Source organism: Streptosporangium lutulentum (assembly GCF_030811455.1).
GTDB lineage: Bacteria > Actinomycetota > Actinomycetes > Streptosporangiales > Streptosporangiaceae > Streptosporangium > Streptosporangium lutulentum.
This window is the reverse complement of sequence record NZ_JAUSQU010000001.1, coordinates 5821120-5846717: the sequence shown is the minus strand read 5'-3', so window position 1 is coordinate 5846717 and position 25598 is coordinate 5821120. Positions and strand designations below refer to the sequence as shown.

24 protein-coding genes, 1 tRNA gene and 2 riboswitches are annotated in these 25598 nt (G+C 69.3%); of the genes, 9 read left to right on the top strand and 16 right to left on the bottom strand.

Translation table 11 applies throughout. The annotated features are described in order from the left end of the window. Window positions 1–771, bottom strand: a complete 771-nt coding sequence (locus J2853_RS26000) for an ABC transporter ATP-binding protein (protein ID WP_307562305.1) — start codon at window positions 769–771, stop codon at window positions 1–3. A 215-nt stretch (window positions 772–986) separates the two neighbouring features. On the opposite strand from J2853_RS26000, the gene J2853_RS25995 reads away from it, so the two are divergent. Further along, window positions 987–1220 carry a dihydrofolate reductase family protein gene (locus J2853_RS25995; protein WP_307562303.1) on the top strand — a complete coding sequence of 78 codons (234 nt, stop codon included), beginning with the start codon at window positions 987–989 and terminating at the stop codon, window positions 1218–1220. A gap of 24 nt (window positions 1221–1244) precedes the next feature. Further along, window positions 1245–2186: a GNAT family N-acetyltransferase gene (locus J2853_RS25990; RefSeq protein WP_307562302.1), complete on the top strand. Its 942-nt coding sequence runs from the start codon at window positions 1245–1247 to the stop codon at window positions 2184–2186. 54 nt (window positions 2187–2240) lie between these two features. Here J2853_RS25990 and J2853_RS25985 read toward each other — a convergent pair whose 3' ends face one another. The 5 genes from J2853_RS25985 to bcp all read right to left on the bottom strand — a co-directional run bounded on the left by J2853_RS25985 (window position 2241) and on the right by bcp (window position 5791). Next, the gene (locus tag J2853_RS25985; protein WP_307568819.1) at window positions 2241–2906 is read right to left on the bottom strand and encodes a response regulator; all 666 of its coding nucleotides are present in this window, start codon (window positions 2904–2906) and stop codon (window positions 2241–2243) included. Between the two features lie 8 nt (window positions 2907–2914). After that, a complete protein-coding gene (locus J2853_RS25980; RefSeq protein ID WP_307562300.1) occupies window positions 2915–4105 on the bottom strand; it encodes a sensor histidine kinase in 1191 nt (396 codons plus the stop codon). Window positions 4106–4711: 606 nt separating this feature from the next. Then, window positions 4712–4784, bottom strand: a tRNA-Leu gene (locus J2853_RS25975). Beyond that, the gene (locus J2853_RS25970) at window positions 4749–5252 is read right to left on the bottom strand and encodes an HNH endonuclease (protein ID WP_307562298.1); all 504 of its coding nucleotides are present in this window, start codon (window positions 5250–5252) and stop codon (window positions 4749–4751) included. Before J2853_RS25970 ends, J2853_RS25975 begins: the two co-directional genes overlap by 36 nt. Before the next feature lie 74 nt (window positions 5253–5326). After that, the gene (gene bcp, locus J2853_RS25965; RefSeq protein ID WP_307562296.1) at window positions 5327–5791 is read right to left on the bottom strand and encodes a thioredoxin-dependent thiol peroxidase; all 465 of its coding nucleotides are present in this window, start codon (window positions 5789–5791) and stop codon (window positions 5327–5329) included. Window positions 5792–5901: 110 nt separating this feature from the next. On the opposite strand from bcp, the gene J2853_RS25960 reads away from it, so the two are divergent. Then, window positions 5902–6228, top strand: coding sequence for a DUF3618 domain-containing protein (locus tag J2853_RS25960; protein ID WP_307562295.1), 327 nt, complete (start codon window positions 5902–5904; stop codon window positions 6226–6228). 63 nt (window positions 6229–6291) lie between these two features. Here the strand turns inward: J2853_RS25960 and J2853_RS25955 are convergent, their stop codons facing one another. Then, window positions 6292–7149, bottom strand: coding sequence for a helix-turn-helix transcriptional regulator (locus J2853_RS25955; protein ID WP_307562293.1), 858 nt, complete (start codon window positions 7147–7149; stop codon window positions 6292–6294). 96 nt (window positions 7150–7245) lie between these two features. Between J2853_RS25955 and J2853_RS25950 the strand changes: the two genes are divergently transcribed. Then, complete coding sequence (locus J2853_RS25950; protein ID WP_307562291.1) at window positions 7246–8616, top strand: MFS transporter; 1371 nt, start codon at window positions 7246–7248, stop codon at window positions 8614–8616. Between the two features lie 194 nt (window positions 8617–8810). Here J2853_RS25950 and J2853_RS25945 read toward each other — a convergent pair whose 3' ends face one another. Continuing rightward, complete coding sequence (locus tag J2853_RS25945; protein ID WP_307562288.1) at window positions 8811–10010, bottom strand: amino acid deaminase/aldolase; 1200 nt, start codon at window positions 10008–10010, stop codon at window positions 8811–8813. A 148-nt stretch (window positions 10011–10158) separates the two neighbouring features. On the opposite strand from J2853_RS25945, the gene J2853_RS25940 reads away from it, so the two are divergent. After that, entirely contained in the window at window positions 10159–10776 is a 618-nt protein-coding gene (locus J2853_RS25940) for a DUF6286 domain-containing protein (RefSeq protein WP_307562284.1), read from the top strand. 224 nt (window positions 10777–11000) lie between these two features. Here J2853_RS25940 and J2853_RS25935 read toward each other — a convergent pair whose 3' ends face one another. The 8 genes from J2853_RS25935 to J2853_RS25900 form a co-directional block, all read right to left on the bottom strand. Next, window positions 11001–13031 (bottom strand): hypothetical protein, encoded by a 2031-nt coding sequence (locus J2853_RS25935; protein ID WP_307562282.1) that lies wholly within the window; start codon window positions 13029–13031, stop codon window positions 11001–11003. A gap of 415 nt (window positions 13032–13446) precedes the next feature. After that, the gene (locus tag J2853_RS25930; RefSeq protein ID WP_307562280.1) at window positions 13447–14823 is read right to left on the bottom strand and encodes an L-serine ammonia-lyase; all 1377 of its coding nucleotides are present in this window, start codon (window positions 14821–14823) and stop codon (window positions 13447–13449) included. A gap of 74 nt (window positions 14824–14897) precedes the next feature. Beyond that, a complete protein-coding gene (gene gcvH, locus J2853_RS25925) occupies window positions 14898–15287 on the bottom strand; it encodes a glycine cleavage system protein GcvH (protein WP_307562278.1) in 390 nt (129 codons plus the stop codon). Then, window positions 15284–16375 carry a glycine cleavage system aminomethyltransferase GcvT gene (gcvT, locus tag J2853_RS25920; protein WP_307562276.1) on the bottom strand — a complete coding sequence of 364 codons (1092 nt, stop codon included), beginning with the start codon at window positions 16373–16375 and terminating at the stop codon, window positions 15284–15286. Before gcvT ends, gcvH begins: the two co-directional genes overlap by 4 nt. 33 nt (window positions 16376–16408) lie before the next feature. Beyond that, a riboswitch (glycine riboswitch) is annotated at window positions 16409–16503 on the bottom strand. Continuing rightward, window positions 16504–16602, bottom strand: a riboswitch (glycine riboswitch). Between the two features lie 81 nt (window positions 16603–16683). Further along, window positions 16684–17418: a gamma-glutamyl-gamma-aminobutyrate hydrolase family protein gene (locus tag J2853_RS25915; RefSeq protein WP_307562274.1), complete on the bottom strand. Its 735-nt coding sequence runs from the start codon at window positions 17416–17418 to the stop codon at window positions 16684–16686. 247 nt (window positions 17419–17665) lie between these two features. Continuing rightward, entirely contained in the window at window positions 17666–18430 is a 765-nt protein-coding gene (locus J2853_RS25910) for a 3-oxoacyl-ACP reductase (protein ID WP_307562272.1), read from the bottom strand. 5 nt (window positions 18431–18435) lie between these two features. Continuing rightward, window positions 18436–19782 carry an aldehyde dehydrogenase family protein gene (locus J2853_RS25905; protein WP_307562270.1) on the bottom strand — a complete coding sequence of 449 codons (1347 nt, stop codon included), beginning with the start codon at window positions 19780–19782 and terminating at the stop codon, window positions 18436–18438. 2 nt (window positions 19783–19784) lie between these two features. Further along, on the bottom strand, window positions 19785–21128 hold the full coding sequence (locus J2853_RS25900) for a glutamine synthetase family protein (protein WP_307562268.1): 1344 nt from the start codon (window positions 21126–21128) through the stop codon (window positions 19785–19787). A gap of 124 nt (window positions 21129–21252) precedes the next feature. Here J2853_RS25900 and J2853_RS25895 point away from each other — a divergent pair, with 124 nt between their 5' ends. From J2853_RS25895 to J2853_RS25880, 4 genes are all read left to right on the top strand, one after another. Beyond that, window positions 21253–21972 (top strand): FadR/GntR family transcriptional regulator, encoded by a 720-nt coding sequence (locus tag J2853_RS25895; RefSeq protein WP_307562266.1) that lies wholly within the window; start codon window positions 21253–21255, stop codon window positions 21970–21972. Between the two features lie 53 nt (window positions 21973–22025). Beyond that, window positions 22026–22781: a hypothetical protein gene (locus tag J2853_RS25890; RefSeq protein WP_307562264.1), complete on the top strand. Its 756-nt coding sequence runs from the start codon at window positions 22026–22028 to the stop codon at window positions 22779–22781. Between the two features lie 98 nt (window positions 22782–22879). Further along, window positions 22880–23077 (top strand): hypothetical protein, encoded by a 198-nt coding sequence (locus J2853_RS25885; protein WP_307562262.1) that lies wholly within the window; start codon window positions 22880–22882, stop codon window positions 23075–23077. Window positions 23078–23541: 464 nt separating this feature from the next. Then, the gene (locus J2853_RS25880) at window positions 23542–25209 is read left to right on the top strand and encodes an ABC transporter ATP-binding protein (protein ID WP_307562260.1); all 1668 of its coding nucleotides are present in this window, start codon (window positions 23542–23544) and stop codon (window positions 25207–25209) included. Window positions 25210–25598: the final 389 nt, after the last annotated feature.

Below are 25598 nucleotides of genomic sequence, written 5' to 3'. Positions count from 1 at the left end.
TCAGGCCTCCAGCTTTATCAGCGTGTCGAGCACGGACTGCGGGCTCGGCTCCGCCAACTCGCTGACCAGCAGGCCGTCGCGCAGGAACACCACGCGTCCGGCGTAGGAGGCCGCGACCGGGTCGTGGGTGACCATCACGATCGTCTGGCCGAGTTCCCGTACCGACGTGCGCAGGAAGGACAGCACCTCGGCGCCGCTGCGTGAGTCCAGGTTGCCGGTCGGCTCGTCGGCGAAGATGACCTGCGGCTTGCTGATCAGGGCGCGAGCCACCGCGACGCGCTGCTGCTGGCCGCCCGACAGCTCGGTCGGCTTGTGGCCGAGCCGGTCGCGCAGGCCCACGGTCTCCACGACCCGGTCGAACAGATCGCGGTCGGCCTGGCGCCCGGCGATCTCCAGCGGGAGCAGGATGTTCTGCTCGGCGGTCAGCGTGGGCAACAGGTTGAACGCCTGGAAGATGAAGCCGATCCGCTCACGGCGGAGCAGGGTGAGCGGCTTGTCGCCCAGCCCGGTGAGCTCCACGTCCCCGATGTGCACCTGCCCGGCGCTGACCGTGTCCAGCCCGGCCAGGCAGTGCATCAGCGTGGACTTGCCCGAGCCGGAAGGGCCCATGATCGCGGTGAAGGCGCCGGTCGCGAAGGAGACGTCAACCCCTCGGAGGGCGTGTACGGCCGTGTCCCCCTGGCCGTACACCTTGGTAAGGCCTCTGGCCGTCACGGCCGGTGCCGCGTCCTCCCGCGCGTTCCACGCGCCGACCTCTCCGGTGATGGTCACGTTGATTCTCCTCGGCAACATATGCGTTATGGCTGGACAAACGCTATTGACGGGACGGATGGGATTCATCGGACTGGCGGACGGACTTCCTCTCCGCCGCAGGACTCTCCGCGCGAGCCCGGTGCTACCTGCGGGGTAGTCCCGCATCGGCCATTCGGCCATTCGGCCATTCGGCATTCGGCCAGTCGGCGTTCGGCGTTCGGCCGAGGCGTCCGGTGGGGCTCGTCCGGGACCTGAAACAGCGGGACGGGACGGGCATCCGGCTGTGCGGCGGTGGAAAACCGGCAGCCCGACTGCTCGGCGAGATCGACGAGCCGGTCATCAAACGCAACCCGATCGTCCTCGGCATTACCCTGTTCGACGGCCCCTTCGCCCCGTCCCCCTTCACGCTCACCGCCACCCGCTCCTTCGACGGCGGCGTGGCGATCACGACCTACGTCAAACACTGATCACTGACAGTTCTGGAGTTCCGAATGTTGTTCCGCCCCACGACCGAAGCCGACCTCGACCGTGTCGTCGCCTGCACGGTCGACGAACCCATCAGCTGGATCCCCGCCGACCGCTACCTCGCGGAACTGGCCGAAGGGATGTACCGGCCGCAGTGGACCTGGATCGCCGAGGACGGCGACCGGGTGATGGCACGCGCGCTGTGGTGGGGGCAGTCCGACAGCACGCACCCGATCGCCCTGGACTGCCTGTACGTCGACGCCTCCGTCCCCGACCGCGCGGCCGTGGCCGCCGAACTGCTCACCGCGGGACTACGGGCGTTCGGTGAGCAGGGCGCGAGCAAGCCGCCCCTGTACAACCTGACGCTGCCCAACGGCTGGCGCGCGGACCCCGCCGTCTCGGCCGCCCTGGCCTGGCGACGCCAGGCCGCACTCGCGGCCGGGCTGACCGACGAGGTGGAACGGCTGCGCTTCGAGTGGACACCCGACCTCGGCGTTCCCGCCTCCCGTGGCCGGCTCACCTTCACCGACGCCTCCGACGAGGAGTTCCTGGAGGTGTTCCGCCGGATCGCCGAAGGCAGCCTGGACGCCGAGACCCGCAGGAACCTCGCAGCCAAGGGCGCCGAGGCCACCGCCCGCCACGAGATGGACTTCTACCTCGACTGCCCCGGCGAACGCGAGTGGTGGCGGATCGTCCACACCCCCGAAGGCGCGGTCGCCGGGCTCGCGATCCCGTCGGCGACGCCCTACAACCCCAACGTCGGCTACCTCGGCGTCGTCCCGGAACTGCGCGGCCACGGCTACGTCGACGACATCCTCGCCGAGATCACCCGCATCCACGCGGAGAACGGCGCGGAACTGATCACGGCCACCACCGACACGACCAACGCGCCCATGGCCGCGGCCTTCGAGCGCGCCGGCTACCGCAACACCCAGGTCCGGGTGCTTCTGTCCGCGCCTTCCGACTGACGGCTCGCCGTACCGAACGGCTCGCGGCATCGTCCGGTCAACGGCTTAGGGCCGCTAATCCGTCGAATGCGGCGTCACAAGTCCCGTCTCGTAGGCGTACACGACCACCTGGGCCCGATCCCTCAGGCCCAGCTTGGCCAGCACCCGGCCCAGATGCGTCTTGACCGTCGCCTCCGCCAGATTCAGCCGATCCGCGATCTCCGTGTTCGACAGGCCCCGGGCCACCAGCACCAGCACCTCCCGCTCCCGAGAGGTCAGCCCGCTGAGCCTCGCCTGCTCGGCCGCCCCCGGCGAGGGAAGATGGACGGCGAAACGCTCCAGCAACCGCCGCGTCGTACTCGGCGCGACCACCGCGTCCCCGCTGTGCACCGAGCGGATGCCGCTGACCAGATCCGGAGGCGGCACATCCTTCAGCAAGAACCCTGAGGCGCCCGCCTTCAAGGCCGCGAACGCGTAGTCGTCCAGGTCGAACGTGGTCAGAATCAGCACCCGGGGCCTCTCGGCCGCCGCGCAGATGAGCCGGGTCGCCTCCACCCCGTCCATGACCGGCATCCGCACATCCATCAGCACGACGTCGATCTCCGTCGTCCGTACGGCCTCCACCGCCCCGGCCCCGTTGGCCGCCTCCGCGACGACCTCGATACCCGGCTGCGAGCTGAGAATCATGCGGAACCCGGCACGCAACAACTCCTGATCGTCGACCAGCATCACGCGAATCACCTGCTCGCTCAAGCCGCCCGACTCTCCCCGGCCGGCAGCCGCGCGGTCACCCGGAACCCGCCGCCCGGCAGGGGCCCGGCCTCCACGGTCCCGCCGAACATGGCGACCCGCTCTCGCATGCCCACCAGGCCGTGCCCACCCTCGTGTCCGGGCGCCGCGGCGCCGCGGCCGTCGTCGGTCACCCGTAAGAGCAGCTCGCGCACGCAGTACTCCATCTCCACACTGGCCCTGCTACCGGGACCGCCATGTTTGAGGGTATTGGTGAGAGCCTCCTGGACGATCCGGTACACCGTCAGCTGCTCGCCCTGGGGAAGTTCCCGCGGGCCGCCGGTCACCCGGAGATCGACGGGCAGCCCGGACGAGCGCACCTGCGCCACCAGCTCGTCCAACTGCGACAGGCTCGGCTGCGGCGCGTACTCCTCGGTGACCTCGTCGGTCCGCAGCACGCCCACCATCCTGCGCATCTCGGCCAGTGCCCGCCGCCCCGTGGCCGACACCGTCCGCATGGCCTCGCGTGCCTGCTCGGGATCGGTGTCGATCGCATAACCCGCCCCATCGGCCTGAACGATGATCACACTCACGTTGTGCGCGACCACGTCATGCAACTCGCGGGCGATCCGGGCCCGCTCGGCCGCCGCGGCCAGCCTGGCCTGCTGGTCACGTTCGTGCTCGGCCCGCTCGGCCCGCTCCTCCAGGCTCTCCAGATAGCGGCGCCGGGTGTTGGCGTAGATTCCCGCGATCCAGATCGCGACGACGAACACCGAGGCACTGGTGAAGCTGATGAGGTTGGGATCCGCCGCTATCTGCCCGAAGGAGAGGAGGAGTCCCAGCTCGGCTACCAGGCCCGCCGCGACCGCCCAGCGTGTCGGGCGGCGGGACACCACGCCGTACATGGCGATGAGCACGGCGAGGTTGAAGGAGAGAGGCCGGACGTCGATGAGCCACTGGCCGAAACTCACCAGCGAGACGATCGCGAACACCGTCCGGGGACGCGTGCGCAACCAGAACAACGGCACGATCAGCAGCAGCCCGAGCACCAGGAACCCCGGAAGCCCGAGATCGAGACCACCCGGGAACGCGTCGCCGGAGAGGGCGACGAACCACACGTTGAACAGCGAGAGCAGCAGGAACGGTGTCAGCCATAGGGCGTCCACGGTTCCGGGATGGCGCCGGCTCCAGGCGCGTAGTCTGCCGAACACATCACCACGATACGTACGCGCAGATCAGAGACCTTCCCCCTTGAGGGGGAACCTGCTGTACGACTCAGGTCGCACATTTTGTACGGCTTACGTCATCTTTACGCTCTTTCCGCAATCATGGTTGATGGGAGCACCCCTCGGGGTGAGTAAAGGGAGATTGTTTGTGGTGATCAATCACAACGACACCGGGTCGCGCGGCGCCTGAGAACGCGCCGCGCGACTCGATGGCCCGGCCCCGCCACACGGGATAACCCGCCGTTGTAGTACTCATGCATGTCACTGTGCTCAACGCGGTTTCTTGTTCCCGTGCACTCGCTTTTCGCTGAGCGGCTCACGGCTACGGGCTCGCGGGGGACCTCTGCTGTCCCGCCAATTGAGTATGACGGGAGACTGCTCGCCCGGCTCTGTGGTCCTGTCGACAAAAGCTGCGACGTGATCTTCTCTGAGGCTGGACTCAAGTGACAGTTGAATTGTGATGGGGACGGTAATTGATCTCGATTAGGTGTATTTATGGGCGACGAAATAATTTGCGAAAATAAATTCCGAGCCGACGGGTGATGTTGGCTCTTGTCGGCCCGGAATTTATAGCTAATTATTTTCTGCCTGTAGGGCCGCCGGGATTCGAACCCGGACTGGCACGGACCTAAACCGTGTGTCTCTGCCTTTGGACTACGGCCCCTTTGTTTTTCCCTGCGAAATTCTCTGTTTGTGAATGGCAATTCGGGCAGAGAAATCGCAGATTTTCTTTTCTGTTGTCAAGCCAATCGCCGCTGATGTGATCGACATGCAGCGTCAGCGGCCGACCTTGCCAGACGCCCTCGATCTTACAGCCCGCGCAGTGGTGTGGCACCCCGATTGTGATCAGGCTTCGTCTGAGCTGCCTGGGATTGGGGCGAGGGCTGCCCTCCGGTAGTACGACGAGAACTTGCTCGGGGTGAAGGCGCCTAGGTGAGGGCTGTCCTCGGTAGTGTCCCTGTCCCAAGAAGTGAGAGGTGTCGATCCCGAAGCGCTTGAGTTGGCGGCTGATGTGAGTGTAGTTGCCGCCCGCGAGGGTGATGCCGAGGCAGCGGAGGACGTCGGCGATGCTGAGGGAGCGGGCCGCCGCTTCGGCCAGCATTTCGGGGGTGTACTTGTATTTGATGGGCATGCCCCAAGGTTAGGCAATGGGACTGACAATTCTTGGGGCATGCGCAGACCCCATTAAATGGCCGAATAAGGCATTTATTCGAGGCCGAGTTCGCGGCGGAGGCGGGCCACGTGGCCGGTGGCCTTCACGTTGTAGAGGGCCTTTTCGACTTTGCCGTCCGCGTCGATGACAAAAGTGGAGCGGATGACGCCGACGGTGGTCTTGCCGTACATCATCTTCTCGCCGTAGGCGTCGTAGGCCTTGTGGACCTCCAGGTCGGGGTCTGACAGGAGGGGGAAGGTCAGGGCGTCGCGTTCGACGAACTCGGCCAGCTTCTTCGGCTTGTCCTTGGACACACCCAGGACCGCGAAACCGGCCGAGGTCAGGGAGGCGAGGCTGTCGCGGAAGTCACAGGCCTGCTTGGTGCAGCCGGGGGTCATCGCGGCGGGGTAGAAGTAAAGGATGACCCGCTTGCCACGGTAGGTGTCGAGGGACACGGTGGTGCCGTCGGCGGCGGGAAGCGTGAAGTCCGGGGCGGCGTCGCCGGGCTCGAGTTTCATATGTTCCTCCGAGGAATCGTTCCCGGGTCAACTTACCGGGCGGTCTGAAGTGCCGTGAGAGGGTTGGACCTGACAGACTGATCAATGTCAAGGGGTATGAGAGGAGAGCCATGGCGGACACCGATCCTGCGGAGCTGGAGCGGCAGATCGAGCGCACGCGCGCGGAGTTGGCCCAGACGGTGGACGCCATCGTGGACCGGGTGAGCCCGAAGCGGGTCGCGGAGCGGGGCGTGGCGAAGGTCAGGTCGGACGTGGAGCACTTCGTCACGCAGGTCGGCGACCTGGTGACCGGGGCGACGGCGAAGCCGGTCAGGCTTGAGGGCGAGCCCGAGAATCTATGGGCGGACGAGCAGCCGAGCATGGCGCCGGTGCTGATCGGCGTGGGGGCGGCGCTGGCGATCGGCGCGATGATCATGCTCTGGCGGCGCCGGCGGTGATCCGGTCTTCCCGCGGTGGGCCTTCGGGCTGACCGGGTTCGGGGCGCGCCGTACCGCCGGGGGTCATCCCCGAACTCGGCCAGGCCCCTCGGCCCCCTGCAGGAGCCTGCCCAGCGCGGCGTGCGAACGGGTGCCGGGCGCGGCGGCGTAGGCGACCAGCCGCTGCCCGGGCACCTGCGGGGCATTCAGCACCTCGTAGTCCAGTGACATGCGGCCGGCCACCGGGTGGTTCAGCTCCTTGCGTCCACTGATCTTGCGGCGCAGCTCCCGGGCGGGCCACAGTCGGCGGAACTCCGGGCTGACCTCGTGCAAATCGGCCACCAGCGCTGTGAGTTCGGCGTCGTCCGGATGGTGCCCGGTGGCCGCGCGCAGGTGGGCCACCGAGTCCGATGCGATGTCGGCCCAGTCGACGAAGATCTTCTTGGCCTGCGGGTCGGTGAACACGTAGCGCACGTTGTTCGGCCGGCGGGGACCGTCGATGAGGTGGCCGAACAGTGCGGCGGCACTGTCGTTCCAGACCAGCACGTCACTGCGCCGATCGATCACGTAGGCGGCGGTCGGCGGGACGAGCAGCTCCATCATCCGGCGGACGCCGGAGGCGAGCACCTCCGGTTCGGGCTCCGGGCGGACCTCCTCGGCCAGCGCGAACAGGTGTTCACGTTCGGCGTCGGACAGCCGCAGCGCGCCGGCCAGGGCGCCGAGCACGCTCGCCGACGGGTGTGGCGCCCGGCCCTGCTCGAGCCGGACGTAGTAGCCCTCGCTGACCCCGGCCAGCCGGGCCGTCTCCTCGCGGCGTAGCCCCGACGTGCGGCGGACGCCCTCGTCCGACAGTCCCACCTCGCCGGGCCTGAGCAGCGTCCGTCGCGACCGCAGGAACGCCCCCAGCTCGTATGCCCGCCTGCTCTGCCTGACCAACTCCACCCACCTCCTGTTCCCCGTTCCCGCCGGTCAGGGTGGCCCTGTCAGGTGCACCCTCGTTCATTGCGGGTGAGACTACCGCTGCCACAGGCTGGTCCGGTGACCACAGAAATTGCCACCGATGTCTCCACCGCCCGGTCGACCGGACCGTGGACGCTGCTCGCCGCCGCGACCGGGTTCCTGATGATCAGCTTGGACGCCACCATTGTGAACGTCGCGCTGCCCACGCTGAGCCGGGAACTGGATGCCGGGCTGACCCAGCTGCAGTGGGTGGTGGACGGCTACACGCTGATGTTCGCCGGACTGCTGCTCACCGGCGGGTCGTTGGGTGACCGGTTGGGCGCGCGGCGGGTCTTCGCCTGCGGACTGGGCCTGTTCGTGCTCGCCTCACTGGCCTGTGGACTGGCCGTCTCGCCGGCCATGTTGATCGCCGCGCGGTTCGTCCAGGGCGTTGGCGCGGCCGCGCAGCTGCCCGCCTCGCTGGCGATGATCCGGCACGGCTACCCCGATCAGGCCGGGCGAACCAGGGCGATCGCCATCTGGGCGGCGGCCGGTGGAGCGGCGGTGGCGGCCGGGCCGGTGCTGGGTGGGCTGCTCATCGCCGGGCTGGGCTGGCGGTCGCTGTTCCTGGTGAACCTGGTGATCGGCGCGGTCGGCCTGCTGCTGACCGTCCGCGCGGACGCGCCGCCGGCCGGTACGGGTCGCCGGCTTGACCTGCCCGGTCAACTGGCTGTCGTGCTGGCGCTGTGCGCGCTCACTTTCGGCCTCATCGAGGGCGGCGCGCTGGGCTGGTCATCGGGTCCGGTGCCGGCCGCGCTGGCGGTGGCGGTGGTCTGCGGAGGGCTGTTCGTGTGGTGGGAGCGCCGGACAGCGGAGCCGATGCTGCCGATGCGGCTGTTCGCCCATCCGGCGTTCTCCTCGGCCAGCGCGGTCGGCTTCGGGATGAACTTCGCCTACTACGGCATCGTGTTCCTGCTCAGCCTGTTCCTGCAGAACGAGCGGGGCTACTCGGCGTTGACCACCGGTCTGATGTTCCTGCCGATGACCGCCACCGTGACGGCGGCGAACCTCCTCGGGGGGCGGCTGACCGGGCGGCTGGGGCCGAAGCCGCCGATGGTGGGCGGGCAACTGTTGTTCGCGGTCGGCCTGCTCGGGTTGCTGTGCGCCGGGCACACCGCGCCGAACTGGGTGATCTGGCTGTCCATGCTGCCCATCGGGGTCGGCGGCGGGGTCGCGGTGCCGGCGATGACCAGCGCGCTGCTGGAGACCGTTGAACCGGCCTACGCCGGGGTGGCCTCCGGCGAGCTGAACGGGGCGCGGCAGGTCGGCGGCGCGGTCGGCGTGGCACTGTTCGGCACGCTGATCACCGGCGACTTCCCGTCAGGGCTGCGGCTGTCATTGTCGATCGCGTCGAGCGTGCTGGTGCTGGGCGCGCTGGCCGCCGCCCGCTGGGCTCCCCGGCACGGCTGACCGCCCGGCTCGCCCCGGTTGGCGCCGCCGGTGAGATGAACCGTCACCGTTTCGACGACACCGGTCATCGCCCGGCTCCTGATCACGCCCATGGAGAGGGCCGCACAGTGACCGTGAAGGTCTCGCCGTGCCGGGTACGCCAGGATCGGATTCGTCTCACAGACCAGGCGGAACGCTCTCGATTCACCCCCCCACTAGAGGAAGGTGCGGCCCTCGCCTCGGTAGGTGGGGACCTCGTCCACGACCTTGTCGCCGTCGATCAGGTGCAGGCTGTCGAAGCGCTCGCAGAGTTCGCCCGCCTTGGCGTGACGGAACCAGACGCGGTCGCCGATGCGCAGGTCCTCGGCCGCCTGGCCGAGCAGCGGGGTCTGGACCTCGCCCGCGCCCTCGTCGGAGTCGTAGCGCAGTCCACATGGCAGGTAGGGCTGAGGCATGCGGTTCGGTCCGGGGGAGCCGGAGGCGGTGTAGCCTCCGCCGAGGACGGTGACGACGCCGGGCGAGGGGCGGCGGACGACGGGCAGGGCGAACAGGGCGGCGGGGCGGCCGGTGAAGCCGCGGTAGAAGTCGAACAGGCGGGGGTGGAAGAAGCCCGACCCGGCGGCGACCTCGGTGACGGCCTTCTCGCGGACGGTCTTCTCGATGCTGCCGGTGCCGCCGCCGTTGACGAACTCCAGCTCGGTGATCTGGCGGACGGCCTGGACGATCCGGCCCCTGCGCATGATCAGCTCTCGCCGGGACTGCGCCTGCATCCAGCGGATGGCCTGCGTGAGGGCGAGGTTGCCGGGTGGGTCGTCGCCGACTCCGGCGATCTGTGCCTCGTAGGCCATGAGACCCACCAGGCGGAATCCGGGTCGTTTGGCGGTCGCGGCGGCCAGGTCGGCGGCCTGCTCCGCCTCGCGGATGGGGGAGCGGCGGACGCCCGCCCGGAACCTGCCGCCGAAGGCGACGAAGCTCGCGTCGATGTCCAGGCATACCCGGATCTCGCGGCGGTTGCGGCTGTGGACGTCGGCGATCGCGGACTCGATGAAGTCCAGGTGCTCGACTCGGTCCACCATCACCGTGATCTCCTGTGCCGCGTCGGCGCCGGCGGCCAGTTCGGCCAGTGCGGACCGGTCCGCGGTCGGATACGCGACGAGCACGTCCCGCACGCCGGTGGAGACCAGCCAGAGAGCCTCGGGCAGGGTGAAGGCCATGGTTCCCGAGAACCCGTCCATGGAGAGGATCCGCTCAAGCACGGGCCGGGACCGGATGGACTTGCTGGCGACCCTGATCGGCTTGCCTCCGGCTCGCTGGACCATGCTTGAGGCGTTCAGCCGCATGGCTGCGAGGTCGAGAACGGCGAAGGGCGGATCCAGGTGCGCGGTGGCCCGGTCGTAGCGCTGTCGGTCGTCCATACCGGCAGGATAACCCGGCGCGAAAAAATATGAGTGACGTTCATGTTGGGGATCCGGCGGTAAATTCTCCCGCCAGGACGATCCCGAGATCGTGCAAGTGGGCGGTTGAATCTCGCCCGGGGAATCGAGGCCACGTACACATGTCCGGGTGACGACTACTCTCCAGGAAACCCTGGCGGGCGCGGGAGCCGGCGGAGAACACCTGCACACGGCGCGTCGCAGGTCGGTGCGGATGCTGAGGCCGGGGAGGTCTCCGGCGGGGGTGGTCGTCGCTCTGACGGCGTCCGTCGTGCTGTCCGCCGCGGCCGTGGTGACGGTCGCTCTGATGGTGGACTCGCCGATCGGGCGGATGCCGTACAGGAGGCTCGTCAACGGGCCCGGGGCGTGGAATTGGTCGGATCCCGCCGCCGTCACCGTGGCGCTGCTCTCGATCGCGGTGGGTCTCCTGCTGCTCGGGCTGGCGGCGGTGCCCGGCCGAACCCGGCTGGTGCCGCTGGAGGCCGGAGACCCCTGGACGGTGATGGGCCTGACGAGGTCCGGGCTCCGCCGTACGCTGCGGCAGGCCGCCGAGTCGGTGGGCGAGGTGGGCAGGGCGCGGGTGCGGCTCACGTCGAAGGACGTCGAGGTCACCGTGCTCACCGACGCGGACAGGACCGGTCCGCTGCTGCGCCAGGTGGGTGCGGCGGTGGGTGACCGGCTGGCGGGCCTGGGGGCGATGTGCGGTGGCGAGGTCGTGGTACGACTGCGCAGGAGAAGGAACCGATGAGGGCGTATCTGGGCAACCGGATCGGCCTGGCCGTCACCGGGACGGTGCTGACCACGGCCGGATTCTACGGTTTCCTCCGCGGGTGGGGCGGGATCGCCGGCCTGCCGGGTGAGGAGCGGATCCTGAGCCAGGGGTCGCCCGGCAGGCTGGCCGGGCATCCCTGGGCGGGGTGGCTGGTCGCGCTGACGCTGGTGGTGCTGGCGCTCCTCGCGATCCGGTGGCTGCTACACGCCGTCGGATGGAGGCGGTGGGGGAGGCGAGCCGGGGCCGGGGTCACGACGCTCGGTGGCGCCCTTAAAGAAATCGAAGGGCTCGGCCGCGTTCGCGTGAGGCTCGTAAGGGATGAGCGTGTGCGGATCGGAGTGAGCTGCGCGCCCACGGCCGACGTCGGCAAACTGGTGGCGCGGCTCAACAAGGACGCCGTCGGAAAGGTTCGCAGGACGCTCGGGCATCCTGAACTGGGGGCGGTCGTCCGCCTGCACGTCCGCCGCCGCTGACCGCTCGCGCGGGAACCTTCCGCGGCGGGATTCCTCGGGCCAGAACCCCTCGTGCCGGGTTTCCTCGCGGAGGGATCCCTCCTGCCAGAACCCGCCGTGCTGGGATTCCTCGTGCCGGGATCTTTCGTGCCGAAGCACCTCGGGCCGGAACCCGTCGGGCCGGAGTCCCTCGTGACGGAACCCCTCGAACCCCTCGAACCCCTCGGGATGGGGCCTTGCGGGCTGAAACGCCTCGCGGCCGAGCCCCGCGGGGTCGAGGTCCTCGTGCGGGGGCTCTCCGTGCGGGGGTTCCTCGTGCGGGGATTCATCGCGCCGGGATCTGCCGTGCCTGGACCGGTGCCCGGCTTCCTCATGCTCGGCTCTCTCGTGCCTGGCGCCGAAGGCCAGACCGGCGGCCAGGCAGAGCAGCGGGAGGGCCGGCACGACGTAGCGGTGGTCGAAGGCGGCGATGAAGGGCGGCAGGACCAGCAGCATGGTCCCCGCGGCCCACGGCAGCAGTACGGCGCCGCCGAGCCGCCGCAGGCGCATCAGGACGCCGACGAGGCCGATCAGCAGGATCACCGCCAGGAACGGGCCGCGCAGGAAGCCGTTCTGCTGGTAGGCGCGCAGCCAGCCGGCGTACGGCTCGACCATGGAGGGCGCGCCGGAGGTGCCCTGGTAGGCCACCGTCAGCTCCTCGGCGGTCTTTCCCTGTGAGGCGACCCCCTTGGAGAAGGGCTTGACCTCGTCGGGGAAGACGTACGCGCTCTGCGGGCCGGGGGTGGGGTAGACGCGGCGGTTCCAGTCGAAGATGTAGGCCACATCGGTCAGGCCCGCCCGGAGGAAGTCCAGGGGCTGGGCGAGGATGGCCTGGGTGGCGAAGTCACCGGCGAGTTTGTCCCGTTCGGCCCAGGTGCCCTTGATCTTGTTCAGTGGTGACGCGCCGTCCCAGATGTAGACCGGCGGCGCCGGTCGTTCGCCCACCGGCTCCGTGGGGCAGAGCGCGGCCTCCGGCCCGGTGGGCTTGATCTTCTCGCAGTCGGCGAAGGTGGCGGTGCGCGCCCACAGGAAGGCGTTGCCCCGGGTCAGCCCGTAGCTCCCGTACTCGGATTCGAACCAGACGGCATAGGAGCCCAGGCCGATCGCGGCGGCCAGGGTGGCGGCGGTGACCGCCCTCCACCCGGCTCGGCGGATCAGCATGCCGACCAGCGCCACGGCGATCAGCGGCAGCCCGATCGTCCGGGTGACGGTCGCCGCGGCCAGCAGGATCCCGGCGAGCAGCGCGACCCACACCGGTGGGCGCCGCCACCACAGCAGCAGCGTGACCGCGAGCACCGCCAGGAACTGGAAGAGCAGGTCCGCCATGACGAGGTGTTCGAGCTGGACCTGGTGGACGTCCAGCAGCACGGGCAGCGCGGCGAGCGTCGCGCCCCATCCTGGCAGCCCGCCCAGGCGGCGCAGCAGCAGGTAGACGCAGGCGGCCACGGTCAGTCCGAGCAGGTGCTGGACCACGACCACGGCCTGGACGCTGGACAGCGGCTCCAGCATCCACAGGAACAGCGAGTAGCCCGACGGGCGCGACTCCATGGGACGGGGGTCGAGCCCGCCGCCGAGGTAGACGAACGAGTCGGCCCAGAACCACAGGGCCGGCCGGTAGCCGAGCACGGCCAGAGCCCGGAGTCCGCCGCCGGCCAGGAGAGCGGCCAGGAAGAGCCAGTGTGCGCCGAGGAAGCGGAGCAAGCGCTGAGGGCGACTCGCCGGGGGCGTTCCCGTTGACACCAGAACCTCCTGAGTCTCTCCGACAAGGCCACCCAGCATAGGTGCGGGATCAGATGGTCTTGTACGAGACAGCGAAAGTTGTGTTGATTTGGACTGTTTGTCGGAGGGGCGGTCGCGGGCGGATCACCGCGGGGCGGAGCCGATCAGGGGGACGACGCGGACTGTCGGCGGTCGACGTCGCCCCTCGCCCGGCGCCGGCCATGAGCCGTCGGCGGTCAGCGTCCCTCGCCCGCGCCGCCTCTCGACCGGCGTCGGTCGAGAGGCCCCGATCGGCGCCGGCCATGGGCCGTCGGCGGTCAGCGCCCCCCGATCGGCATCGGTCATGGGCCGACGCCGATCGGTGCGGTCTGACCGGCGTCGGTCATGGGTCGTCAGCGGTCAGCGTGGGCCGATCGGTCCCCCCGAGGGGGGCCGGTCAGCATTCGATGACGTTCACGGCGAGGCCGCCGCGGCTGGTCTCCTTGTACTTGTCGAGCATGTCGCGACCGGTGTCGCGCATCGTTTTGATCGCCTTGTCCAGGGACACGAAGTGACGGCCGTCGCCGCGCAGCGCGATCCTGGCCGCGGCGATGGCCTTGATCGAGGCCACCGCGTTGCGCTCGATGCACGGGATCTGGACCAGGCCGCCGATCGGGTCGCAGGTCAGGCCCAGGTTGTGCTCGATGCCGATCTCGGCGGCGTTCTCCACCTGCTCGGGGGTTCCGCCCAGCACCTCGGTGAGCCCGGCGGCGGCCATCGAGCAGGCCGAGCCGACCTCGCCCTGGCAGCCGACCTCGGCGCCGGAGATGGAGGCGTTCTCCTTGAACAGCACCCCGATCGCTCCGGCGGTCAGCAGGAAGCGGACCACTCCCTCGTCGTCTGACCGCCGCGTGAAGCGGTCGTAGTAGGTGAGCACCGCGGGGATGATGCCCGCGGCGCCGTTGGTGGGAGCGGTGACGATCCGGCCGCCGGCGGCGTTCTCCTCGTTGACGGCGAGGGCGAACAGCGAGACCCAGTCCATGGTCTGCAGCGAGTCCTTGTCCGGGGACTCGCCCTGGAGCTGCCGGTGGAGCTGGTGGGCTCGGCGGCGGACCTTCAGGCCGCCGGGCAGCACGCCCTCCTTGGAGATGCCCCGCCGTACGGACTCCGACATGACCTTCCAGAGGTGGAGGAGCTGGGCGCGGATCTCGGCCTCGGTGCGGCCGAACGCCTTCTCGTTCTCCAGCATCAGCCCGGAGATCGACAGGCCCGTCTCGTGGCAGTGGGCGAGGAGCTCGGCGGCCGACAGGAAGGGGTACGGCACCACGGTGTCGTCCTGCTTGATCCGGTCGGCGCCCGTGGCGTTCTCGTCCACGACGAAGCCGCCGCCCACCGAGTAGTAGACCTTCTCGCGGTGGGCCTCGCCGTTCTCGGAGAAGGCGGTGAAGCGCATGCCGTTGGGATGGCCGGGGAGGGAGATCTTGCGTTCGAAGACCAGGTCCTCACCGATGACGAAAGGGATCTCGTGGGAGCCGTACAGGGAGATCCGGCCGGACGCGCGCATGGCGGCCAGCCGCTCGTCCACGGTGTCGACGTCGACGAGTTCGGGCTTCTCGCCTGTCAGGCCGAGCAGGACGGCCTTGTCGCTGCCGTGCCCCTTGCCGGTCAGCCCGAGCGAGCCGTACAGGATGACCTCGACCCTGGCGGTCTTCTCCAGGAGTCCGTCCTGGTCGAGCCCCCGGGCGAACTTGTGGGCGGCGGCCATCGGCCCGCCGGTGTGGGAACTGGACGGGCCGATTCCGATCTTGAAAAGATCGAAGACACTGATCGTCATTGATCTGGTCCTTCACATCGCCGTGACCACGCGCACGCGTCGGTGCGCGTGGTCACGGCGCAAGATGGGAAATTTTATGACTCACCAGAGGTGAGCGCGGTGTACTCCTCGGGGGACAGCAGATCGTCGGCGGTGCCCTCAAGGCGGATGCGGAACAGCCAGCCGTCGCCGTAGGAGTCGCTGTTGACCAGCGAGGGGTCTTCGACGACCGTCTGGTTGACCTCGACGATCTCGCCGCCGACCGGGGCGAAGATGTCGCTGACCGACTTGGTCGACTCGACCTCGCCGACCGCGTCGCCGGCGGCGACCGTCGTACCGATCTCGGGGACCTGTACGAAGACCACGTCGCCCAGCGCCTCGGCGGCGTATTCGGTGATGCCCACGGTGAGGGTCAGGCCGTCATCGATGCCGGCGACCCACTCGTGCTCCTTGGTGTACTGCAGGTCATCGGGAATGCTGCTCACTTTTTCCTCCTGTAGAAAGGCAGTTCGACGACGTCGACCGCCTCGTGGCTACCTCGGATGTCCACGGCCAGGCCGGTGGACAGGCCGTTGTCCACGTAGGCCATCGCGATGGGCCTGCCCAGTGACTGGGAGGGCGCCCCGCTGGTGACCTCGCCGACGACGCTGCCGTCGCCGGCGACCACCACCGGATACCCGTGACGGGGTACCCTGCGGCCGGTCGCGATCAATCCGACCAGGCGGCGGGCCGGCGGGACGTCCTTGAGTGGTTCCAGGGCGGCCCGGCCGACGAAGTCGCCCGGTTTGTCAAACCTCACCACACGGCCCAGCCCGGCGTCGAACGGAGTGTGCTCCGCGGACAGTTCGTTGCCGTAGAGCGGCATGCCCGCCTCCAGGCGAAGGGTGTCGCGCGCGGACAGGCCGGCGGGGATCAGGCCGTACGGCTCGCCCGCCTTGGTGAGCGCGGCCCAGAGCGGCTCCGCGTCGCCGGCCGCGACGAACAGCTCGAAGCCGTCCTCGCCGGTGTATCCGGTGCGGGCGACGAGAGCCTCGCGACCGGCCACGGTGGCGGGCAGTCCCGCGTAGTACTTGAGCCCGTCGAGGTCGGCGTCGGTGAGCTCGCCCAGGATGGCCTGTGCCCGCGGGCCCTGGACCGCGATCAGCGCGTACTGCTCGGAGCGGTCGTCCACCGTCGCGTCGAAGGACGAGGCGCGGTCGGTGAGCTCGGCGGCCACCCGGGGATAGTTGGAGGCGTTGGCGACGACCATGAACTCGTCGGGGGCCAGCCGGTAGACGATCAGATCGTCCAGCACGTGGCCCTCGGCGTCGACGATCATCGTGTAGCGGGCGCGGCCCGTTTCGACGGCGGAGATGTAGCCGACCAGCGCGTGGTCGAGGGCCTCACCGGCCTGCGCGCCGGTCACGAAGATCTCGCCCATGTGGGACAGGTCGAACAGGCCTGCCGCCTGGCGGACCGCGTTGTGCTCGATGGACTCGCTGCCGTAGCGGAGTGGCATCAGCCAGCCCGCGAAGTCGGTCAGCGTCGCGCCGAGGGTCTCGTGGACACCGCGCAGCGGCGTAGGTCGGGACATGTTCGCACCTCAGGCAGGGGACAGATGAGAGCATCCTCCCCCTCTGTCATGGGTGCCTGAGAGTTTCGCCCGGTTTTTACCGGACTTTCACCTTCGGCGAGGCCACGAGGCCTGCTTTCCAGAGGGCACCTACCCGTACGGTCCTTTGCCTTGAGAGGTTCGCGGGGAGGGCTTGCTCCTTCAGGGGTCCTGGTCTGGCTGTCAGGACGCTCTCCCGCACGGGATTCAATCGGTGTCGTGACCAGCCTAACGGCCCGCACCGGCCCTGCGAAATCCCCGTGCGGCGGCGAAACGCGGCCGCCCGCCGCTCAGGGGCGGATGTGCCGGACCAGGGCCTCGAAGAGGGTGGACTCGTCCTCGTTCTCGGGGTGCCACTGGACCGCGAGGGCGAACGGGTGGCCGGCCAGTTCGACGGCCTCGATCGTGCCGTCCTCGGTGTGGGCGGACACGGTCAGGCCCGCGCCCAGGCGGTCGATCGCCTGGTGGTGGTAGTGGGCCGCCTCGACGCTCTCGGCGTCGAAGATCTTGGCGAGCCGGGTGCCCGGCACCGGCCGTACGGGCATCCGGCCGAATCGACCGGGGGCCGGGGAGTGATCCGGGTGGCCGACCACGTCGGGGAGGTGCTGGTGGAGGCTGCCGCCGAGGGCGACGTTCAGGACCTGGAGACCCCGGCAGATCCCGAGGAACGGGATGCGCCGATCCAGGGCCGTCCGGACCAGCCCGAACTCGGCGTCGTCGCGGAACCCGCGGATGTTGCCGGTCAGCTCGTGCGTGGTCTCGCCGTACCGCGCCGGATCGATGTCTCCGCCACCGGCCAGGATCAGCCCGTCCAGGCGGCCCGCCAGCGCGGCGGGATCGCCCGCCGGGGGCAGGAGCACCGGCTGCCCGCCCGCGCGGACCACGTGGTCGACGTAGTTGTACGGCAGGAGCGCGGTGGTCATCTCCCAGACGGTGAACTTCGCGGGTTCGACGTAGCAGGTGATGCCGATGACGGGACGGGACATGATCTCTTTCTTGCCGGAGGCCGGGACGAGGGGCGTCATGCCCGCGTTCCGGCATGTTATCGATGACGGCGCTGTGAGGTGCGGCACCCGCTCGGCGATGGTCGGTCTACGACACCTGTTCACGACGGCGGTGCCGGGGGGCGCCGGCTCGGTTTACGGCATCCGTTCACGACGGCGGTGCCGGGGGCGCCGGCTCGGCGGTGGTCGGTCTACGACATCCGTCCATGACGGCGGTGCCGCAGGGCGCCGGCTCGGCGGCCGGAGGCGCCCCGCGGCACCCGTCCCGCTACAGCGGGGTGACGTAGGCGCCCGAGATGCCGCCGTCCACCAGGAACTCCGACCCGGTGATGAAGCTCGCGTCGTCCGACGCCAGGAAGGCCACCGCGGCGGCGATCTCGGAGGCCTCGGCGAACCGGCCGACCGGGATGTGCACCAGGCGGCGCTGCGCCCGCTCGGGGTCCTTGGCGAACAGTTCCTGCAGCAGCGGTGTGTTCACCGGCCCCGGGCAGAGCGCGTTCACCCGGATGCCCTCGCGGGCGAACTGCACGCCGAGCTCGCGGGACATGGCCAGCACCCCGCCCTTCGAGGCGGTGTAGGAGATCTGGCTGGTGGCCGATCCCATCACGGCCACGAAGGACGCGGTGTTGATGATCGAGCCCTTGCCCTGGCGTTGCATGTAGGGGATGGCGTACTTGCAGCACAGGTAGACCGAGGTGAGGTTGACCTCCTGGACCCGGCGCCAGGCGTCGAGGCCGGTCTCCAGGATCGAGTCGTCGTCCGGCGGCGAGATGCCCGCGTTGTTGAACGCGATGTCCACGCTGCCGTAGGTGTCGAACGCGGTCTGGAACATCCGGACGACGTCGGTCTCGCTGGTGACGTCCGCCTTGACGAACAGGCCGTTCACCTCGGCCGCGGCCGCCGACCCGCTCGTCTCGTCGAGATCCACGCACACGACGTGGGCGCCTTCCTCGGCGAACCGGCGCGCGGTGGCCAGCCCGATGCCGCTTCCCGCGCCGGTGATGACGGCCACCCGGCCCTGCAAACGCTGCATATCTGTCAATCCTCCGAAATGAAGACGTTCTTGGTCTCGGTGAACGCGGACAGGGCGTCCGGGCCCAGTTCGCGTCCGAGCCCGGACTGTTTGAAACCGCCGAACGGCGTCCAGTAGCGGACGCTCGAATGGGAGTTCACGCTGAGGTTGCCCGCGTCCACCGCCCGTGCCACCCGGAGCGCGCGGCCGACGTCGCGGGTCCAGATGGATCCGCTGAGGCCGTATCGCGTGTCGTTGGCGATCCGTACGGCGTCCGCCTCGTCGTCGAACGGCGCCACCGACACCACCGGCCCGAAGATCTCCTCGGTGAAGGCCGGGTCGTCCGGCGCCTGAGGGGTCAGGATCGTCGCGGGGAACCAGAAACCGGGACCGGACGGGCACGAACCCTGCAGGTAGGGGGAGCCGGTGACAAAGGAGGCCACCCGGCCGCGGTGCTCGGCGCTGATCAGCGGGCCCATCTCGGTGCCCTCGTCGCGGGGGTCGCCGACCTTGACCTTCAGCACCGCCTCCGACAGGCGCGCCATGAAGTCGTCGTACACCGAGCGCTCCACCAGGATCCGCGAACGCGCGCAGCAGTCCTGGCCCGCGTTGTCGAACACCGCGTACGGCGCGGTCGCGGCGGCCTTCTCCAGATCGGCGTCGGCGAAGATCACATTGGCGCTCTTGCCGCCCAGTTCCAGCGTGATCCGCTTGACCTGCCCGGCGCACTTCGCCGCGATCTCCTTGCCGACCTCGGTCGAGCCGGTGAACACGATCTTCGCCACGTCCGGGTGGTCGACCAGCCGCGCTCCCGCGACCTCCCCGATCCCGGGCAGGACCTGCAGGACCCCCTCGGGGAGACCCGCCGCCAATGCCAGTTCGGCCAGTCGCAGGGCGGTCAGCGGCGTCCACTCGGCGGGCTTGACGATCACGGTGTTGCCCGCGGCCAGCGCCGGGGCCACGCCCCAGGTCATGATGACCATCGGGAAGTTCCACGGCACGATCACGCCGACGACGCCCAGCGGTTCCCGGAACGTGACGTCCAGCCCGCCGGGCACCGGGATCTGCAGGCCGTGGTTGCGCTCGGGCGCCCCGGCGTAGAAGTTCAGCACGTCGCGGACGTTGCCGGCCTCCCAGCGGGCGTTGCCGATCGTGTGCCCAGAGTTGGCGACCTCCAGCCGGGCCAGTTCCTCGGCGTGCTCCTCCACCAGCGCGGCGAATCTCCGCAGCAGCCGGGCCCGGTCCCCGGGGCCGACGTTCCGCCAGGTGGCGAACGCGCGCCTGGCGCGTTCCACGGCCCGGTCCACCTCGGCGGCGTCCGCCATCTCGATGTCGGCGACGACCTCTTCGGTCGCCGGATTGATGATTTTCACGCTCACATCCGTTCGAATCCCCTGAAAAGCTCCCAGTCGGTGACAGCCGCATCGAAGGCGGCCAGCTCGACCCGGGCGTTGTTCGCGTAGTGCGCCACGACGTCCTCGCCGAAGGCGGTCCTGGCGGTCTCCGAGCCCTCCCACAGCTCCACGGCCTCACGCAGCGTACGCGGCACGGTCTCGGCGTCCGACCCGTAGGCGTTTCCCGTGAACGCCTGCTCAAGCGGCAGTTCGCGCTCGATGCCGTGCAACCCGGCCACGATCAGCGCCGAGACCGCCAGGTAGGGGTTGACGTCCCCGCCGGGCACCCGGTTCTCGATCCGCAGCGACTGCCCGTGGCCGACCAGGCGCAGCGCGCAGCTCCTGTTGTCCACACCCCACTTGATCGCGGTGGGGGCGAAGCTGCCCGGCACGTACCGCTTGTAGGAGTTGATGTTCGGGGCGTACAGGAGGGTGAACTCGCGCATGAGGGCGAGCTGCCCGGCGATGAAGTGCTGCCCGATCCTGGACAGCCCGTGCGGCTCGGACCCGGCCATGATCGGCTCTCCGTCGTCGCTCCTGAGCGAGATGTGGATGTGGCAGGAGTTGCCCTCGCGCTCGTTCGGCTTGGCCATGAAGGTGATCGACCTGCCCTCCTGGGAGGCGATCTCCTTGGCGCCGTTCTTGTAGACGGAGTGGTTGTCGCAGGTGGCGAGGGCGTCCGTGTAGCGGAAGGCGATCTCGTGCTGGCCGAGGTTGCACTCGCCCTTGGCCGACTCGACGTACATCCCCGCGCCTTCCATGCCGAGCCTGATCCGGCGCAGCAGCGGCTCGATCCTGGCGGTGCCGAGAAGGGAGTAGTCGACGTTGTAGAGGTTGGACGGGGCCAGGTCCCGGTAGCCGCGCCGCCAGGCGTCCTCGTAGGTGTCGTCGTAGACCACGAACTCCAGCTCGGTGCCGACGAACGCCCCCCAGCCCCGCTCCTGGAGCCGGGCCAGCTGTCCGCGCAGGATCTGCCGGGGGGAGGCGGTCACGTCCGAGCCGTCCTCCCACACCAGGTCGGCCATCAGCAGCGCCGTTCCCTCCTGCCACGGCACCCGGCGCAGCGTGGACAGATCGGGCTTCATCACGAAGTCGCCGTATCCTCGCTCCCATGACGACATCGCGTAGCCGTCGACCGTGTTCATGTCGATGTCGACCGCGAGCAGGTAGTTGCAGCCCTCGGAGGCGTGGTCCAGCACCTCTTCGAGGAAGTAGCGCGCGGACAGTCGTTTCCCCTGCAGGCGGCCCTGCATGTCGACCACGGCGAGCAGCACGGTGTCGATCCGTCCCGCCCGTACCTCGTCGTGAAGCTCACCGACGTCCACTGCGCCTCCTCATCGGAGTCCTTTGGGCTAGCATTAGACCATTGACTCAGAAGAGGTCTCTTGTCAAGGGGGCAGGCGGGATCGGGCGGGATCTCACGACCGTCGAAGGAGGGGGGAGGCGAGGTTGAGCGAGGTGTCGCGGCTGGCGGCCGTACTGCGCCCCGTCCGTGGGGGCAACGCCTTCGAGGAGACCGTGGAACGCCTCCTTCAGGTCGTCAAGCTCGGCATGGTGACCGAGAAACTGCCGCCGGAGCGGGAGCTCGCCGTACAGCTCGGAATCAGCAGGGTCACCCTGCGCGAGGCCATCCGCGCCCTGCAGGAGGCGGGTTACCTCGACGTACGGCGAGGCAGGTACGGCGGCGCATTCGTCACCTACGTCCCGCCGCCTCCGAGCCGGCAGGACCTGCGCAAGGCCGTGAACGACATGGGCACCGACGACCTGGCCGACGCGCTCACCTTCCGGATGGCCGTGGACTGCGGCGCCGCCCAGGTGCTCGCCACCACCGAGCTGAGCCGGGCGCAGCGGGGCCTCCTGCGGGAGCGCCTGAGCGAGGTCAACTCGGCGAGGCCCGCCGACTACCGCCGCCTCGACACGGCCTTCCACCTGGCCATCGCGGAGATGACCGGCTCCGGGCTGCTCGCCGCGACCTGCGCCGACGCCCGGCTCCGGGTGACCGACCTGCTCAACGCCATCCCGGTGCTCCAGCACAACATCAAGCACGCCGCCACCCAGCACGAGGCGATCGTGGCGGCCATCCTGAACAAAGACCCCGACGCCGCGCGCCGAGCGGTGGCCGAGCACCTCGAAGGCACCGCGGCGCTCCTGCGAGGTTTCCTCGCATAAGCGGGTTTCTCACATAGCCTGGGAGAGCAGTGGGGGATTTGTTCGGGCAACGGATGGTGGACACAGAACGGCTGCCGCTGTTCTGTTTCTTCGTCGCGCTGATCGTCACCTTCGTGCTCACCCGGATCAACGTCCGCCTCATCCGCGCCAAGATCGGCTGGTTCCGCAACCTCAACGTCGGTGAGATGCACATCCACCACATCGTGTTCGGCGTGGTGCTGACCCTGCTCGGCGGGGTGTCGGGCCTGATCATGTCGGGCATCTCCTCCGGCTGGTACGCCGTGACGGCCGCCGTCTTCGGCATCGGCGCCGCCCTGATCCTGGACGAGTTCGCGCTGATCCTGCACCTGCGCGACGTCTACTGGGAGGAGGAGGGCCGCGCGTCGGTCGACGCCGTGTTCATCGCGATCGCGTTCACCGGCCTGCTCCTGCTCGGCCTGCGCCCGCTGGGCTGGGAGAACTCCGACGGCACGCTTCGAGGGACGTGGCTCACGGCCGGTTTCATCGTGGCGAACCTCGCGCTGGCGGTGATCACCTTGCTCAAGGGCAAGATCTGGACCGGTCTGGCGGGGCTGTTCATCCCGATCCTGCTGGTCCCCGGCGCGGTACGGCTGGCGCGCCCCGGGTCTCCCTGGGCCCACCTGTTCTTCGCCCCGGGGTCCCGTCGTCCCCAGATCCGCAAGATGGCCCGGGCCGAACGCAGGGAGGAACGCTGGCGCCGTCCGGTGATCCGCGCCAAGATCGCCTTCCAGGAGTTCGTCTCCGGCAGGCACGACCTCCCCTCCACCCGTCGCCGGACCCGCCGCTGAGGCTGGGCGTTCGGGCGAGGTAGAGAGAAAGTCCTGAGACGCATATTCGGCCGTCCGGGGGGCAGTTGGGGGGCCTTCCTGCCGAAGGAGTATGGATCATGGGTCTCATGGAGAAGCTCAACCTGCGCGAGATGAAGGCTCGGGCCAAGCGGAAGCTGGGCGGTCGCACGGGGAACCGCCGGATGGTCGCCGAGGGCCGGACCGAGGAGGCCGAGGCGAAGCTGCTCAAGACCCAGGACGAGATCCTGGACACCGTGGCCGAGATGCGCAGGGAGTACGGCGTCAAGCGCCGCTGACCGTAGACCGTCGCACCGGATGCCGGTGTTCTGTCGATCGAGACAGCCTCTCGATCGACAGAACACCGGCATCCGGCGGTTCGGGCCACCCTCGATGGATCACCTTCGCCCGGTCACCTTCGCCCGGTCGCCCTCGGCCGGTCGCCCTCGGCCGGTCACGCCGAGCCGGAGGAAGAGACCGCCCGATGGAGCCTGAAGCTCCCTTCAGGGCATCACCGGATCCTTGATGTCAATTTCGGTTGACACGCTCGACGGTGTCAATTTATGTTGACATCGTTGGATTTCGGCCACGTAACGGAATCGGGCGAGAGGCTCAGGGTGATCGCGTGCGAGGTAGACAGGAAGGGCGGCCGCCGGGGGCCGATCATGTCGGCCCAGAGGAGACGGCAGTGTCCGAGCCCGCAGCGTCCGAGCCTGCATCCTGGCGGCTCTTATTTGGGTATATCCGTCCACACAAACGGGCCTTGCTGCTGGGAGGGGTGCTCAGCCTCGTCGGCACCGGGGCCGGGCTGGCGATGCCGCTGCTCGCCAAGGCCGTGATCGACGCCTTCGGCGAGCAACGCTCCCTGCTCGGGCCGGTGCTGGGCCTGACGGCCGTGGTGCTCCTGGGCGCGGGCATCGGCGCGCTCGGCAGATACGTGCTGGAACGGATGGGCGAGGGCATCGTGTTCTCCGCCCGCCGCAGCCTCGTGGACCGGATGCTGCGGCTGCGAGTGTCCGAGGTGGACCGGCTCAAGCCGGGGGACCTGCTGTCCCGGGTGACCTCGGACACCACGTTGCTCCGGGCGGTGTTCACCGACGGCGTCGTGGAGACGATCAGCGCGGTGTTCATGCTCGTGGGCGCCGTCGTGATGATGGCGATCATGGACGGGCCGCTGCTGCTCATCACGCTGGCGATCCTGGTCGTGGTGGGTTCGCTCGTGGGCCTGGTCATGCCGCGGATCCGGAAGGCCTCCCTGCAGGCGCAGGTCGCGGTGGGCGAGATGGGCGCGGTGCTCGACCGGGTGCTGCAGGCCTTCCGCACGGTCAAGGCCAGCGGCGCCGAAGAGCGCGAGATCGCCACGGTGGGAGAGGCGGCCAGGGAGGCGCGGGACCGGGGCATCGCGGTGGCCTGGCTGACCTCGATCGCAGGGGTCTCCGCGTGGCTCTCCGCGCAGATCGCCTTCGTGACCGTGCTCGGAGTGGGTGGAGCGCGGGTCGCCTCCGGCACGCTGGAGGTGTCCTCGCTGATCGCGTTCCTGCTCTACCTGTTCTACCTCGTCGCTCCGATGGGCCAGTTGATCCAGGGGTTCACGCAGGTGCAGAACGGCCTGGCGGCGGTGAGGCGGATCCGGGAGATCGAGGAGCTCCCGGCCGAGGAGTCGGACGACACGGTCTACCACGTCGGCAGGACCCCGGCGGGGGTCCGCTTCGAAGGGGTGGCCTTCCGCTACGGAGACGACCGGCAGATCGTCCACGACGACGTCTCCTTCGAGGTTCCCGCGGGCGGGCTGACCGCCCTGGTCGGCCCCTCGGGCGCGGGCAAGTCCACCGTGTTCACCCTGCTCGAACGGTTCTACGAGCAGCAGGCCGGAACGATCACGGTCGACGGCCGCGACATCAGGCGGTGGCCGCTGGCCGAGCTCCGCGCCTGCCTCGGCTACGTCGAGCAGGACGCGCCGGTGCTGGACGGCACGCTCAGGGAGAACCTCGTCTTCGCCGCGCCGGAGGTGGAGGAGGCCGACATCTGGCGGGTGCTCGCGCGGACCCGTCTGGAGGACCTGGTCTCCCGGCTGCCCGAGGGGCTGGAGACCAGGGTCGGCCATCGCGGGATCATGCTCTCCGGCGGTGAGCGTCAGCGGGTCGCCATCGCCCGCGCCCTGCTGCGCACCCCCCGGCTGCTCCTGCTCGACGAGGCCACCTCGCAGCTCGACGCGGTCAACGAGCTACGGCTCCGCGAGGTGATCGCCGAGGTGGCGGCGGAGACGACCGTGCTGGTGATCGCCCATCGTCTGTCCACGGTGACCAGCGCCGACCGGATCGTGGTGATGGAGGCGGGCCGGGTGCGGGCCGTCGGCACCCACGGGGAACTGCTCGCCGGCGACGACCTCTACCGCGAACTCGCCGCCACCCAGTTCCTGCTCCCCACCTGAGAGCGGTTTCCCCAGGTCATGACTATCGCCGGACCAGCCCGCTTCCCGCGTTCGGCATGAATCATGTAAATGTGCGGGGTGAGTAGGGAGATCGTTCGGACATCGGGTACATCAGCTGATTCGCCGCCGTGAAAACCGGGCATCTCCGCCTGTGCGGAGCCTCTCCTTCGCGTAAGGGCGTCCATCGGGCGCTTGCCGAACTCGACCCCCGGACTCGTCCGTGCGGGATGAGTACTGGGCGATGATCGTGACGGCGACCAGAGGTCGGGGGTACTTCCAGGGTGTGTCGCCTGGAAGTGCCCCCTCCTCCGAGACGACCTGCGGGTTTGGGGTGATCCGCGTTCTCCGGGTTGACCTGTGGCCTTTGAGTGACAAATATGAATGCGTTC